Below are 14045 nucleotides of genomic sequence, written 5' to 3' on the forward strand. Positions count from 1 at the left end.
GGCGTGTCCTTCGCCGCGGATCACATATCGCGGCTGCGCAGCTGCCACCAGCCCGCGCCCGCGATTCCGATAGTCCACAGCAGTAGAACGACGAAGGCGGCCGGCGTCGGGGCGAGGATGTCGCTGTCCGGGAAAGAGCCGGCCGCCACCGTGGCGACGGTCGCCGACCCCGGCAGCAACGTGACCACGCCGCCGAGCCCGATTCCGTTGGCCACCAACCAGATCAGCGGCTCTATGACGAGCAGCCAGCCGAGGATCAGCGTGACGGCGCCGGTCGATTGGCGCAGCAGCAGCCCGAGCCCGGCGCCGAGCAGCGACCAGCAGACCGCCGCGAGCAGACCGGTGCCGAACACCGTCAGCAGCCGCGTGCCGAACTCGAACTTGCCGCGGCCGAACGCCAGCAGGCTGCTGAACGCGACGAGCTCGACCACCACCGCGACCGCGAGCGTGTACGCACCGGTGACCAGCAGTTTGGCCGCCGCCAGCCGATCGCGGTCGGCGGTGAACAGCGAGGTCACCGGCATCGTCCGATAGCGGAACTCACCGCCTGCGCCCGCCGCGCCGAAGACGGCGGCGGCCAGGATCGTCGCGGTGAGCGCCAAATACAGCCCGATCGTCGCGGCTCCGGTGGCCAGCGCGGAATTCGGGTCGGCGGGCCCGGCCATCAGCGATGTCACCGTGGAGGAGACCAACGCGATCGCGGGCAGCAGCACGCCGAGCGCCAGGCACCAGCGCAGCGAGTAGACCTTGCGCACCTCGGAGTTCACCGGTGGAACGAGGTCAGGGGGCAGAGTGATCATCGCGGAATCCCGTAGGGCGTCGGCTGCGGATGGGGTACGTGCCCTCCCGGCGTCCCGAACATCGGCGCCGCGGTCCTGCTCGATTTGGTCAGCGAGGCGAGTACGCGGTCGGGATGGATCGGATCCGGCGTGATGCTGTCCAGCCGCACCCCGGAGGCCTTGGCCGCGTCGATGATCTCCGCTTCGCCCGCCTCGGCCACCGCGAGCCGCCCGTCGGGGCGGATCACCGCGTCGGTGTAGCCCCGCGCGGCGAGCATCGTGGCCAGCGCCACCGGAGTGGAGGCGGCGACGACCAGCCGGTCGGGGTGATTGCGGCGCAGTTTCGCCGGGGTGCCCTGGTAGACGACCGCGCCCTCGCTCAGCACGATCAGCTGATCGGCCATCGCCACCACCGCCGCGAGGCTCGCGCTCGACAGCAGCACCGTGCCGCCGCGGCGCGTGTGCCTGCGCAGGAAATCGTGCAGCCAGCCGCGTTCGGCGGCGTCGAGCCCCTCGGTCGGCTCGTCCAGGATCAGCACTCGCGGATCGGTGAGCAAGGCGGTGGCCAGAGCCAGCCGGGTCTGCTGGCCGACGGTGAGCGCGCCCGTCTTGACGCGCGCGGCCGAATCCAGCCCAACCGACTCGAGCACCGCGCCGACCCGCGCGTCCGGCACACCGGCCGCGGCCGCGTACACCAACAGGTGATCGCGGGCCGCGCGCGCCGGATGCTGTCCGCGCGGCGTGAGCATCCCGCTCACCGGCGACAACTCGATCTCCGCGCTCCCCGAGGACGGTTCGAGCAGCCCGAGCAGGATCCGCAGGATGGTGGTCTTGCCAGAGCCCGCCGGGCCGACCAGCGCGGCGGTGCCGCCCACCGGAACGCTGAAGCTCACGTTCTCGACGGCCGAACCCAGCTCGTACCGCTTGCTCAGGCCGTGCACGACCAGAGCGGGCTTGGCTGTGGTCATTTCGGTCCGGCGGGGAAGTTGGGCGGGTTCGCGTCGAGCGCGGGCAGCGGATCGGCGTCGACGATCAGCTGCCGGTTGGCGGGCCAGAAGGCGGGCGCGGGCCCGAATGCCTTCTGCGCGTTGAGGATCGTGGTCTTGCCGAGGGCTCGGTTACCGACGCCGCCGATCACCGCGCCGATGCCCATCGGAATCACCTTGCCCGCCATCAGCGCCATGCGCTTGGTGAGGAACCGCACGAGGAACCGCTTCATCAGCGAGTCGTTCATGCTGGACAGGCCGGGAATGCGGTTGGCGAGCAGCGTCCCCCAATTCTTGGCCGACTGCCCGACCGAGCGCTCCACGATCTCCATGCCGGTATCGCCGAGCACCACCGCGAGCACCAGCGCCCTGCGCTGTTCCTTGTCCTCCGGCGAGATGCCGTGCACGGCGGCGATCGCCAGCGTGTACAGCGCCGAGGCCTCCATGAAGAATGCCGTCTCCGCGGTGATGGTGGCCAGCGAGGCGACCGTGCCGACGCCGGGCATGGCCGCGGTCGCGCCCGCCGCGGTGCCGCTGCCGGTCACCGCCAGCAGGTACTGGCGCTCTATCCGGTCGACGGTCTGAGCCGGGGTCTCGTCGGGATGGGCGCGCCGGATTCGGTCGATGTACTTCTCGACCGCGGGCGCTTGCAGCTTCGACCCGTTCTCCAGCAAGGCGATCACGGTCTTCTCGAACGCGCCGTGCCTCATCGGCAACACCCCTTAAGTCCTCTGCCTTCGCTGGCAGAACTCTATGGCACCGAGCCGTCGTCGGACCAACACGACAACGAACCGGATCGTTTCCCGGGTTCCCGGGACCCGCCGCCCGAAACGACCGGCTACGCCGGTCCGTGCAGCGCGGGCACCCGCTCCGACAATGGCGGCGGTGGCGGCGGGGTGCCGTCGCCGAACGGCCTGCCGCCCAGTTCTTCGCGGCCGTGCGGGGTCAGCCAGTTGCCGAGGTCGGGACCCTTCGGCACCACCTTGGTCGGATTGATGTCGGTGTGCACCACGTAGTAATGGGTCTTGATCTGCGCGAAGTCGATGGTGTCGCCGAAGCCGGGCGTCTGGTAGAGGTCGCGGGCGTAGGCCCACAGCACCGGCATCTCGTTCAGCTTCTGCCGGTTGCACTTGAAATGACCGTGGTAGACGGCGTCGAACCGGACCAGCGTGGTGAACAGCCGCACGTCGGCCTCGGTGATCGTGTCGCCGACCAGGAACCGTTGTCCGGCAAGCCGATCCGAGAGCCAGTCCAGGCGGGCGAAGAGCCGGTCGTATGCGGCCTCGTAAGCGTCTTGGGCGCCCGCGAAGCCGCAGCGGTAGACGCCGTTGTTCACATCGCGGAACACGACGTCGTTGATCTCGTCGATCTCGGCGCGCAGCGGCTCCGGGTACAGCGCGGGCGCGCCCGCCCGGTGGAACTCGGTCCATTCGGTGGAGAAGTCCAGCGTCATCCTTGCGTAGTCGTTGGTCACCACCTGGCCGGTCGGAATGTCGACCACGGCGGGGACCGTGATGCCGCGCGGGTAGTCGGGGAAGCGGGCCAGGTAGGCGTCGCGCAGCCGCGGGATGCCGAGCACCGGGTCGACGCCGCCGGGATCGAGGTCGAAAGTCCAGCTCAGTTTGTCGTGGGTGGGGCCGCACAGGCCGAGCGAGAGCACGTCCTCCAGGCCGAGCAGCCTGCGCACGATGAGGGTGCGGTTGGCCCACGGGCACGCGCGGGCCGCGACCAGCCGGTACCGGCCGGGTTGCACCGGATAGCCGTCGCGTCCGTCGGCCGTGATGCGGGTGGTGATGTAACGGGTGTCCCGCTTGAACTCGCCCGGTTCGACGTAGGAACCGCTTTCCGATACCGCCTTGGTCACCAAGCCAGTCTGGCAGATCCAGGTCTTAGGCTGACGCAATGAGTGAACGCAGTGAGCGAATCATGTGCCAGCGTGCCTCGCGCATGCCGGAGCCGAGCGTCAGCGAGGCGCAGGCATGATCGAACGCAGTGAAACGAAGGCGACCCGGCTGGAGCGCGAAACCACCGGCGGCGGCGCGGAGGTGGCGGTCCTGACGCTGGCCAACCCGCCGCTGAACCTCTTCGATCAGGCCATGTTCGACGCGCTGGTCGACGACATCGCCGAGCTGACAGCGAACCCGCCGCGCGCCCTGTTGCTGCGCGCCGAGGGCAAGGTGGTGTCCGGCGGCGTCGACGTGCACGTGTTCGACGGACTGACCACTGAGCAGGGCGCCGAGCTGTGGCGCTCGCTGTTCGCGCAGATCATCCATCCGCTGGAGGCACTGCCATGTCCGGTGGTGTTCGCCGCGCACGGCCTGACACTGACCGCCGCTTTCGAAATCGCGCTGGCCTGCGACATCATCCTGGCCGCGCCGAAGGCGAAGTTCGGTCTGGTGGAGACGGTGGTCGGGCTGACCCCGTCGATGGGCGGCCCACAGCGGCTGGCCGAGCGCGCCGGATCGGGCCGGGCGCGCGAGTTCGTCATGACCGCCGATCTCTACGACGCGGCGACCATGGCCGACTGGGGCGTGGTGAACGGCGTGCACGAGGACGTCGACGCGGCCGCAAGGGAACTCGCGCAGCGGCTGGCCAAGGGGCCGACCAAGGCGCACGCGGCGACCAAGCAGATCATCGCGTCCTGGCGCTCCGGCGGTGTGGCGCACGCCGATTCGGTGACCCCCGAGGTGTCCGGCGAGCTGTTCGCCACCGATGATCTGCGCGGCGCGGTGCGCAGCTTCCTCGAGGTCGGTCCTGGCAAGGCGACGTACTCCGGCCGGTGACGGCGGGGACACGGGAAATCGACTATTCCGGCGAAATTGTGATCCGCGTCATATAGTCGCAGGTGCCTGGCAGCTCGAGGCACCGCGCGGAGGACACATGTCGCAGCTCTTGGTCGAATACCCCTTCACACATTCGCCTGCGTGTAGCAACCCGCTGGCCCGCGGCGCCGACGGCGTGCTGCGCTACGGCAACCTCACGCCGGCGCTCACCGAGCTACTCGATCTACAGGTGCACGCGTTCGCGTCGCGCGAGGCGGTCGTCGAGCTCGGTGGGCCCCGGCTCACCTACCGCGAGCTGTGGCACTCGGCGTCCCGCATCGCGGGCGGCCTGCAGGAACACGGTGTCGGGTACGGCGACCGGGTCGCCATCCACATGCCCGCGGGCGTCCGCTGGGTGCAGGCGTTCCTCGGCGCCCTGCTCAGCGGCGCGGTACCGGTGCTGGTGCACGATGGTCTGCCCGCGCGGGTGGCCGAGCAGGTGATCGCCGACAGCAGTGCGGATTTCGTGCTCGGTCGCGGCGCGAGGGGCGGCGAGGTGGAGCTCCCCGACGGTGCCGCGTTCATCGACGACGGTGCGGCGCTGAACGATCTCGCGCTGCTGTGCTACACCAGCGGCACCCGCAAGGGCGTCGAGCTGACCAACGAGAACCTGCTCTCGGCGGTCCGGTCGGTGGTCGCCGCGCTCGATCTGCCCACCGACGGAGTCCGCAATCTGGTGCTGCCACCGCTGGCGCACGCCAGCGGGTGCGTCGACCAGCTGCTGCCCACCTTCGCGGTCGGCGGCACCGTGGTGCTCGCGCCGGAGGGCCGCGGACTCGCGGAAGCCATTGTGGCCGAACGGGTCGACATGGTGTCGGGCACGCCGCGCGTCTTCGCGGGCCTGCTCCCCGAGCTGGCCGCGCTGCGCGCCGACGGCGTCCCCACCGAGGGCATCAGCCGGGTCAGCAGCGCGGGCCACGCCGAACGGACTCCGGGCGATCTCGCCGCCGCGCTGCGCGAGGCGTTCCCCTCGGCCAGACACTGGTCGGTGTGGGGAGCCACCGAGACAAGCGGCATCGGACTGGCGGTGGACGACACCGAGACACCCGCCGACGCGGGCCGGGTGCTCGGATTCGCTTTCGGCGGTACCGAATTGGCACTGTGGGGGCCGAAGGCCGCGGCGGGCCACGGTGAATTGCTCTGTCGCGGACCGAATGTCACCCGTCGCTACTGGAACGACCCGGAGACCACCGCGGATCGGTTCACGGGCAGCTGGTTCCACACCGGCGATCAGGTATCGATCGATGACCACGGCCTGGTCCGGCGCGAAATCGCCTGAGGCGCCGGTCTATTCCAGCATCCGGTCGCGCAGTCGCGCCCGCAGCTCCGGCGTCAGCCCGACGACGTCGAGGTAGCGGTCGAAGTCGCCGTGCAGCTGCCGTACCGATTCCAGGGCCATCGCCAGGTACTCCTCGCGCACGCCGAGCAGGTCTTCGGAGAAGCGCGCGCCAGGCGGCAGGGTGGGTTCGATCAGCGCGCGCAGCGGTTCGATCGCGGCGTTGCTGACCATGAAGTCGGCGAGCACGTCCTCCTCGACCACGTCCACCGCCCGCAGCAGCGTCGCCACGGCCCAGCCGGTGCGGTCCTTGCCCGCCGCGCAGTGCACCAGCACCGCGCCGGCGCCGTCCACGATGGATTGCGCGATGGCGGTGATCGCCGTGTTCGCCTCCGGCAGCGCGGGGAACTCGCGGTACACCTCGAGCATGTGCTCGAACGCCGACGCGGTGGTTTCGTGCGGGGGCGCCTCGCCCATCCGCGAGTCGAACGGCGTGACGCTGCGCCGCACGCCGTCGGGCAGGTTGTCGTGGCCCATGTGGTCGATCTCGCTGATGCCGCGCAGATCGAAGACCTCGACCACGCCCAGTTCGCGCAGACTGCGGTGGCCGCGCTCGTCGAGGCCGCTGAGCTGGGCCGAGCGCAGCAGTACGCCGGGGCGCACCTTGGCGCCGTCGGCGGTGCGCAGACCACCGGTGTCGCGGAAGTTGAAGGTGCCGGAGAGGAAGAACTGATCGGCAGGAGGCGGGAGAGTCACCGATCCAGGCTATCGGCCGCCCAGCCGACGCTGCCGTTCGAAGTCCGCCGACAGCCCCGTCGAACACCGAACACCGGGGATGAACCCGTTCCACCGACATTCTGTGCGGTTCGTCACAGGAAAGGTGGATGCGGCGGGACGGTCCGTAGAGTGGATCATTGTGTGTCTTGCGGCCCGTGGGGTCGAGAGTCACCCCTGAATGCCGATCGGTCGGACACTGCAGCGTTGCAGAGACATTCCGTTTGGGTAACAAAACAATCTTCCGGTATGGAATACCCGCTGAACCCGTTCTCAAACCCCGAAAACGCTCTACCATTGATGAACGTTGGACCGGGCAGCCTGGGGATTTCTGGTCGCTCGCCAAAGTTCAGCGAGTCGCGCCATCGGAGGTGCGCGAGTTCTTTCGCCGAGGGAGTCGTCGTTGAGCGCACGTGGAGAAATAGTGGAGAGTCGGTTGCGGCCGACGATCTGCGAGGCCGTGGAGAAGGCGGCCGCTTCGCTCGATCTCACCGGAGTGCGGGCACTGCGGGTGCTGTTGCATGCCGGGGTGAGCGCGTACTGGCCGCTGGTCAAGGCAGCGCCCACCAAACATATCCGCGCCTACGAGGCGACTTTGCGCACGCTGCGTGAGCGCTGGGAGCCGCCGTCCGGGGCGACGCCCGACCCGTCTGACAATGCCGTGTTCCGGGAAATGGACACCGAGGTCGCCAACTTCCTCCAGCTCTGCGCCGATCGCTCCGGCGTGCAGTGGCTGGAACCGGTGGACGACATCGCCGCCTACACGGTCTCGGTCCTGCAGGGGACCGTGCTGCGCTGGCTGGCCGACAGTAATGACGAGACCACGCTGATAGTGCTGGACGACCTGGTCAGCGGCCTGGCGACGCGAGCAGCCGAAGTCTGACTCCCACCCTACTGGACGTGTGACCAGTTTGGTGGTTGAGTGGTCCGGGTGAGCGAGACATCGCCGATCGCCGGACTGCACGCCGCCACCGTCGACCTCGACCCGCCGCTGGCCGCGCTCGACCTGACCGCGCTGCGCGCCAACGCCGCCGACTTGGTGCGCCGCGCGAACGGCGTCCCGATCCGGGTCGCCAGCAAATCCGTGCGCTGCCGCGCCGTCCTGGAAGCCGTGCTCGGCGGCGAGCTGACCGCGGCCGACGGCTTCGCGGGCATCATGTCCTACTCCTTGCGCGAGGCGCTCTGGCTGGCCGGTCTCGGCGCCCGCGACATCCTGCTCGGCTACCCGAGCGTCGACCGGGCGGCGCTGGCCGAACTCGCTTCCGACGACACCCTGCTCGGCGCGATCACTCTGATGATCGACGACGTCGCCCAGCTCGACCTGATCCGCGCGGCCGTCGGCACCGACCTGGTCCGGCCCCGCGTCTGCCTGGACGTGGACGCGTCGCTGCGGATCGGCCCGCTGCACCTCGGCGTGCGCCGCTCGCCGATCCGCACTCCCGAGCAAGCCGCCGCCCTGGCCCGCGCCGCGCTCGACCGCGGCTTCGACGTGGTCGGCGTGATGACCTACGAGGCGCAGATCGCCGGGCTGCCCGACAGCAATGTCGCGGTGCGACTGGTCAAGCGGGCCTCGGCCGCCGAGATCGCCAAGCGCAGGGCGCGAGTGCTCGACGCGGTGCGCTCGGTGGTGGGCAAGCTGGAGATCGTCAACAGCGGCGGCAGCGGTTCGATCGAGGTCAGCATCGCCGATCCGGATGTCACCGAGGTGACGGCGGGCTCGGGTCTCTACGTGCCGACCCTGTTCGATCACTACCGCGCCTTCACCCCGCGGCCCGCGCTGTTCTTCGCCACTCCCGTGCTGCGCAAGCCGACGCCGTCCATCGCGACGGTGTTCGCGGGCGGCTACATCGCCTCCGGTCCGACCGGCCCGTCCCGGGTGCCGAAACCCGTGTGGCCCAGCGGCTTACGGCTCATCGGTACCGAAGGCGCCGGCGAGGTGCAGACCCCGCTTTCGGCCGCCGCCGAACTGCGCGTCGGCGACCGGGTGTGGTTCCGCCACGCCAAGGCTGGCGAACTGTGCGAGCGTTTCGACCAGGTCCACCTCGTCGAATCGGACGGCAGCCGCACCACCGTCCCCACTTATCGCGGCGAAGGCAAGAACTTCGGCTGAGCGGGCGCTCAGCTCAGCTCAGGTGCAGGAAACGGGCCAGATCGGGCAGATCCTCGGGCGCCGCGGGCAGGTATTCGGTGAGCAGCGGTGACCTGATGATCACCGCCCGCCACATCGCCCGCGACACCGCGGCGCGCACCAGATCGCGCGACAACAGGAACGACATGCCGTGCGGCGCGTCGGCCGGGCTGGACGTGGTCAGCGACAGCAGCACCACCGCGGCCTCCCTGCCGCGGAAGCGGTCCACGGTGCCCACCAGCACGTCCTCGATCTTGGCGCGCGCCAGCATGGTTCGGATCCGGCCGACCTGAGCGCCATACGGCGCGACGACGAAGATGTCGTGCGGATGCAGCCGCCGCGTGGTCGCGCCCGTGGTCCAGGACAGGCCGAGCAGGGCGCGCACCTGGCGCACCACCTCGCGCGCCTCGGCCGCCGATTCGGTGGCGTTGCCGTAGTGGTCCACCAGCACAGTGCCGATGCCCGGCTCCACGCCGTCCAGTTGCCTTGCCAGCGTGACGGTTTCGTTCGAGCGCAGCCTGCCGTCGTAGAACAGCCGGGAGATCGGATCGCACACCCTGGGATGCATCCGCCAGGTGCGGTCCAGGAAGTATCCGCGCTCGGACCCGACGGTGTTGCGGCCCGCGAGCAGCCAGCCCAGCGTCGATTCGCCCACCGGTCCGGGGTGAGCGCTGCGCGCCGCGGCGGGCTGCGGGTCGCCGAGCAGCAGCAGATTGCGGGCGCTACCCGCCACCGTCGCCGTCTCGGCCAGCGGGAACCGGCCCGCGTCGGCGATCACCAGCAGGTCGAGGCTGTCGGCGGGGACCATCGAGTCGTCCGCGAAATCGGCGGGCAGTCCGCCGATCACGCACCCGTTCACGGCGTTGTCCAGAAACCGCGGATAGCGAGCGCCGTCGATCACCGCCCACTCCGGAGCCACCGCCGCGGCGTCCTTCTTCGCGACCAGCTCCGGCAGCACCCCGACCGCGACGATCGCGTCCAGCAGGCTCTCCACCGTCGAATGCGCCTGTGCGACAACGCCGATGCGCCACTTGTCCCGGGTGATCAGCCGCTCCAGCACGCGCGCGACGGTGGAGTTCTTCCCGGTCCCCGACGGACTCTGCACCACCAGATACGACTCGTCGAGTGCGCGGGTGGCGGCGGTGATGGCGGCGGCGTGGTCGCCGTGCACCTCCGGCAGCGGTGCGGCACCGCGCAACCGCGGCGCGCGCCGGGCCATGATGTCGAACAAGGCGCAGTCCGGGATCTCCGGCAGCGTCACCAGCAGCCGTTGCGCGGCCGATTCCATGGCGGCCTCGGCGTTCTCGTCCCAGGCGGGCAGGCCGGGCGCGATGGCGGTGGGCAGGTCGTCGTAGGGTTCGCAGCCCTCCGGCAGCAGCTCCTCCAGGCGGACGGTGTCGTCGAAATCGGCGTCCACCGCGCAGCCGAGCATCGTGGCCGTCGCGGTGGCGCGCCGGCCGACGGAGGTGACCATGCCCGCGGCCACCGGTCGGTCGTAGTAGGTGTAGACGGTCGCGCCCGGCGTCAAGGCGGCCGCGCCGCCTCCATCGCAGCCGGTGCCGATCCGGCCGGTCAACGTCAGATACCTGCGCATGGACGGGCGATTCGGGCTGTGGTGCCACTTGGTGTCGACGGTGCCCCACTCGGCGATCAGCACGCCCGACGCGTCGGGCCATTCGTGCACGGGATGGCTGAGGCGGTCCGCGTGCGCGTACCACAGCGGCTGACGTTCGCGCCGGTGGTAGCCGAGCGCCGCCGCCATGAGCGCCGCCGGGTGGTCCGGATCGCGCTGTGCCGCGGCGTATTCCGCGAGCGCGGCCTCCACCGAGGATGGGCCGGAGACGGGCGCGAGCTGAGGGCGGTCCACGTCGTACGCGAGCCGCCACGAGTCGTCGCGCCGCAACGCGACCGCCCGCGGATCGGCAGGCTGCTCGGCGGCCAGCGCCAGTAGCCAATCGCGCAACCGCAGCACAGTGGTGCACGCGGGTTCCGGCTCGCCCGGCGTCTCCGGCAGCAGGCGTCGCAGCCGATCCAGCCGGTACGAATCCTCCCCAACCAGCAGCGCGTTGCGCACGATCGGGTACAGGTCGACGAGCACGCCATCGCGCAGCAGCTCTTCGGCGATCTCCTCGCCGACGCCCGACTCCCCGGTCCAGCGCAGCAGCGCCGAGCGCACCTCGGAGGTGTAGTGGTAGACGTGCATGTCCGGGAATGTGCGCCGCCGGTGCGCGAGCAGGTCGAACACCTCGGCCAGCGTGTCCAGCCACGCCGCGTCCTCGTCCTCGGCGTCCGCGGCGAACGGCGCGCGCAGGGACAGGTGCACGGCGCCCGCCGCGCCGATCTCGATCGCCGCGAGTCGTCCCCGCTCGTCGGTGCCGAGGGTCAGCGCGAGATCGCCCGCCGAGACCGGCGGCAGGCCACCCAGCGCGGGCGCGTCGATCAGCGTGTGGGCCGGGCGGCCGGAATCCTCGCGCCGCCGTTGGATTTCGGCCTGCCTGCGCAGCGTGGTCACGGTGCGCGGGGGCAGTCCTTGCACCGCGCTGTCGAGCCCGCTGAGCCGGTCGATAGTGCTCACCCCTGCCTCGCGCAGCCTGGCCCGCGCGGACGAGGACATGCCTGCCACCAGGAGCAGATCGCGGGCGGCGGTCAGCTCGGCGGTGCAGGTCGGGCACCGGCCGCAGGCCAGGTAGCGCGGATCGCCCCACTGGACCGGGAGCAGTTCACCGAGCTTCTCCTCCACGATCCGCTCGACACGCCGTCGCCGGGATCGGTACACGGGAACCAGATCGGTGAGCGGATAGTCGGCGCTCTCCGCACCGAGGTACAGCCGGACCAGGGGCGCGGCCAGCGCGCCGCCCGCGTCCAAAGCCTCGGCGCAGGCGGCCGATTCGAGCGCCGCGCCCACCCGGTCCCACGGCGTCGCGGCGGCGCCGTGCACCGTGTAGCGCACCCGGTGGCCCGCCCGGACCAGATAGTCGCAACGGCAGGCGAATCCGCCGTCGAAGAACGTGGCGTTGTGCAGTACCGGCACGCCTTGACGCAGTGCGGTCTTCGTCTGCTCGTGCGCGTCCCGCAGCGCGGCTACGCGGCCCGCTGGGTCGTCCGGATGCTGTGGCGGCTGGCGGATTTCGACCATGCCGCCGCCGTAGCGGTCGCGGAAATCGGCGAGCCTGCGTTCCCTGGAGTCGTCGACGCGCGGCGGGTCGGCCGCGAACCGCGCGGGGGCGGGCTCGTCGTCCTGCAACGCGCCCAGTTCGGTGTCGAGGGCGCGGAGCAACGCGAATTCACAGCGCGCCGCGCGCACGAGATCAGCGGCGGTGCATACGACACGATCACCGAACACGAACAAACGCGCCCCTCCTGTGTCTTCGCCGGGACACCCGCACCAGGCGCGCTGGCGTGCGCGCCGGTCGGCAACACCTTAGCTAGCCCGCGTGACCTCGGCGTACCCCGCCCGGCTCAGGAGCGTGGCTTACGGCGCTCCGGGCGCTTGCCCGCGTCGCGATCGCGGCGCGGTCCCCGGCTGAACGAGCGGTGCGAGGGCGGGCCCTGGTCCAGCTGCAGCTGGATCAGCACACCGCTGATCCTGGTGCGCCGCAAGGCCTCCAGCGTCTCGGCGGGCAGCTGCGCGGGCAGCTCGACCAGACTGTGGTCCGGCCGAATGCTGATATGCCCGAAGTCGCTGCGTCGCAAACCACCCTCGTTGGCGATGGCGCCGACGATCGCCCCCGGCGCCACGCGGTGCCGCTTGCCGACGCTGATCCGGTAGGTGGCCAGCTCGGTACCGGTGCCCCGGTGGTGCGAGGCCGCGGGACGGTCCTCGTCGAACCGGCGGGCGGGCCGTTCCCTCGGCACCCGTTCGCGGCGCTCCGGCTCGGGCTCCGGCTCCATGAAGAAGTTGTCGCCGTCGTAGGAGCCGACCGCGAGCGCCGCGGCGATGTCGACGAGCGGGATATTGTGCTCGCGCTCGTAGTCCTCGATCAGCTTGCGGAACAGCGGCAGATTCGCCGAGGACAGGTTCTCGGTGATGGCGTCGCCGAACTTCGCCACGCGCTGCGCGTTCACGTCCTCGACGCTCGGCAGCTGCATCTCCTCGAGCGGGTGGCGGGTGGCGCGCTCGATCGCCTTGAGCAGATGACGTTCCCGCGGCGCGACGAACAGCAGCGCCTGTCCGCTGCGTCCGGCGCGGCCGGTGCGGCCGATACGGTGCACGTAGGACTCGGTGTCGTGCGGGATGTCGTAGTTGACCACGTGCGAGATGCGGTCCACGTCCAGGCCACGGGCGGCGACGTCGGTGGCCACCAGGATGTCCAGCGCGCCGGACTTGAGCTGGCCGATGGTGCGCTCGCGCTGGTTCTGCGCGATGTCGCCGTTGATCGCCGCGGCGGAGAACCCGCGTGCGCGCAGCTTCTCGGCGAGCTCCTCGGTGCCCTGCTTGGTGCGCACGAAGATGATCATCGCCTCGAAGGACTCGACCTCGAGGATCCTGGTCAGCGCGTCCAGCTTGCGCTGGTGCGAGACCTGCACCCAGCGCTGGGTGATGTTGGTGTTGGTCTGGGTCTTGGCCTTGACCGTGATTTCGACCGGGTCGTGCAGGTACTGCTTGGAGATCTTGCGGATCGCCGAGGGCATGGTGGCCGAGAACAGCGCGACCTGCTTGTCGGTGGGCGTCTCGGCGAGAATCCGCTCGACGTCCTCCTGGAAGCCCATCTTGAGCATCTCGTCGGCCTCGTCCAGCACCAGGTACTGCAGCTGGGACAGGTCGAGCGTGCCCTTCTCCAGGTGGTCGATGACCCGGCCCGGGGTGCCGACCACGACGTGCGCGCCGCGGCGCAGGCCGGACAGCTGCACGCCGTAGCTCTGGCCGCCGTAGATCGGCAGCACGTGCAGGCCAGGCATGTGCGCGGCGTAGCGGCCGAACGCCTCGGCGACCTGGATGGCCAGCTCGCGGGTCGGCGCGAGCACCAGCGCGCGCGGCTCCTTGCCGACGGCCTGCAGGCCCATCAGGATCGGGATCGCGAATGCGGCGGTTTTGCCGGTGCCGGTCTGCGCCAGACCGACCACGTCGGCGCCCTCCAGCAGCGGCGGGATGGTCGCCGACTGGATCGGCGACGGGGATTCGTAACCGACATCGGCGATGGCCCGCAGGATGCGGTCATCGATACCCAAGTCGGCGAAGGACGGGCCGGCAGCCGGGGAAGCCGATTCGCTCCCAGCCGGGTCCCTGTCGTTGTCGCCAGGAACGCTGTCGACCTCATTGATGTTCATTGACCAGGAGTT

The 14045-nt window shown here is 70.4% G+C and carries 11 protein-coding genes; 4 read left to right on the forward strand and 7 right to left on the reverse strand.

Annotation, left to right across the window (positions count from 1 at the left end):
* Positions 1-20: 20 nt before the first annotated feature.
* The 4 genes from AB0H50_RS17140 to AB0H50_RS17155 form a co-directional block, all read right to left on the reverse strand.
* Complete coding sequence (locus tag AB0H50_RS17140; RefSeq protein ID WP_357452912.1) at positions 21-800, reverse strand: ABC transporter permease; 780 nt, start codon at positions 798-800, stop codon at positions 21-23.
* Positions 797-1747, reverse strand: a complete 951-nt coding sequence (locus AB0H50_RS17145; RefSeq protein WP_357452915.1) for an ABC transporter ATP-binding protein — start codon at positions 1745-1747, stop codon at positions 797-799. Before AB0H50_RS17145 ends, AB0H50_RS17140 begins: the two co-directional genes overlap by 4 nt.
* The gene (locus tag AB0H50_RS17150) at positions 1744-2475 is read right to left on the reverse strand and encodes a hypothetical protein (RefSeq protein WP_357452918.1); all 732 of its coding nucleotides are present in this window, start codon (positions 2473-2475) and stop codon (positions 1744-1746) included. The genes AB0H50_RS17145 and AB0H50_RS17150 overlap by 4 nt, the downstream gene beginning before the upstream one ends.
* 128 nt (positions 2476-2603) lie before the next feature.
* Positions 2604-3629 (reverse strand): glutathione S-transferase C-terminal domain-containing protein, encoded by a 1026-nt coding sequence (locus tag AB0H50_RS17155; RefSeq protein ID WP_357452921.1) that lies wholly within the window; start codon positions 3627-3629, stop codon positions 2604-2606.
* Positions 3630-3744: 115 nt separating this feature from the next.
* Here AB0H50_RS17155 and AB0H50_RS17160 point away from each other — a divergent pair, with 115 nt between their 5' ends.
* Both AB0H50_RS17160 and AB0H50_RS17165 read left to right on the forward strand, forming a co-directional pair.
* Positions 3745-4548 carry an enoyl-CoA hydratase/isomerase family protein gene (locus AB0H50_RS17160; RefSeq protein ID WP_357452924.1) on the forward strand — a complete coding sequence of 268 codons (804 nt, stop codon included), beginning with the start codon at positions 3745-3747 and terminating at the stop codon, positions 4546-4548.
* Between the two features lie 97 nt (positions 4549-4645).
* Complete coding sequence (locus AB0H50_RS17165; RefSeq protein WP_357452927.1) at positions 4646-5866, forward strand: long-chain fatty acid--CoA ligase; 1221 nt, start codon at positions 4646-4648, stop codon at positions 5864-5866.
* A gap of 9 nt (positions 5867-5875) precedes the next feature.
* On the opposite strand, the gene AB0H50_RS17170 is transcribed toward AB0H50_RS17165, so the two are convergent.
* The gene (locus AB0H50_RS17170) at positions 5876-6619 is read right to left on the reverse strand and encodes a tyrosine-protein phosphatase (protein WP_357452930.1); all 744 of its coding nucleotides are present in this window, start codon (positions 6617-6619) and stop codon (positions 5876-5878) included.
* 421 nt (positions 6620-7040) lie between these two features.
* On the opposite strand from AB0H50_RS17170, the gene AB0H50_RS17175 reads away from it, so the two are divergent.
* Both AB0H50_RS17175 and AB0H50_RS17180 read left to right on the forward strand, forming a co-directional pair.
* Positions 7041-7520, forward strand: a complete 480-nt coding sequence (locus AB0H50_RS17175; RefSeq protein ID WP_357452933.1) for a TetR family transcriptional regulator — start codon at positions 7041-7043, stop codon at positions 7518-7520.
* A 48-nt stretch (positions 7521-7568) separates the two neighbouring features.
* A complete protein-coding gene (locus AB0H50_RS17180; protein ID WP_357452936.1) occupies positions 7569-8747 on the forward strand; it encodes an amino acid deaminase/aldolase in 1179 nt (392 codons plus the stop codon).
* 13 nt (positions 8748-8760) lie between these two features.
* On the opposite strand, the gene AB0H50_RS17185 is transcribed toward AB0H50_RS17180, so the two are convergent.
* A complete protein-coding gene (locus tag AB0H50_RS17185; protein WP_357452939.1) occupies positions 8761-12108 on the reverse strand; it encodes an AAA domain-containing protein in 3348 nt (1115 codons plus the stop codon).
* Between the two features lie 116 nt (positions 12109-12224).
* A complete protein-coding gene (locus AB0H50_RS17190; protein WP_357452942.1) occupies positions 12225-14033 on the reverse strand; it encodes a DEAD/DEAH box helicase in 1809 nt (602 codons plus the stop codon).
* Between the last annotated feature and the right edge of the window lie 12 nt (positions 14034-14045).

The organism is Nocardia sp. NPDC050793 (assembly GCF_040654065.1).
GTDB lineage: Bacteria > Actinomycetota > Actinomycetes > Mycobacteriales > Mycobacteriaceae > Nocardia.

Coding starts and splice junctions, on each gene's coding strand:
- AB0H50_RS17160 (WP_357452924.1), top strand. CDS start 3,745: ATGATCGAACGCAGTGAAACGAAGGCGACCCGGCTGGAGCGCGAAACC.
- AB0H50_RS17165 (WP_357452927.1), top strand. CDS start 4,646: ATGTCGCAGCTCTTGGTCGAATACCCCTTCACACATTCGCCTGCGTGT.
- AB0H50_RS17190 (WP_357452942.1), bottom strand. CDS start 14,033: ATGAACATCAATGAGGTCGACAGCGTTCCTGGCGACAACGACAGGGAC.
- AB0H50_RS17140 (WP_357452912.1), bottom strand. CDS start 800: ATGATCACTCTGCCCCCTGACCTCGTTCCACCGGTGAACTCCGAGGTG.
- AB0H50_RS17145 (WP_357452915.1), bottom strand. CDS start 1,747: ATGACCACAGCCAAGCCCGCTCTGGTCGTGCACGGCCTGAGCAAGCGG.
- AB0H50_RS17150 (WP_357452918.1), bottom strand. CDS start 2,475: ATGAGGCACGGCGCGTTCGAGAAGACCGTGATCGCCTTGCTGGAGAAC.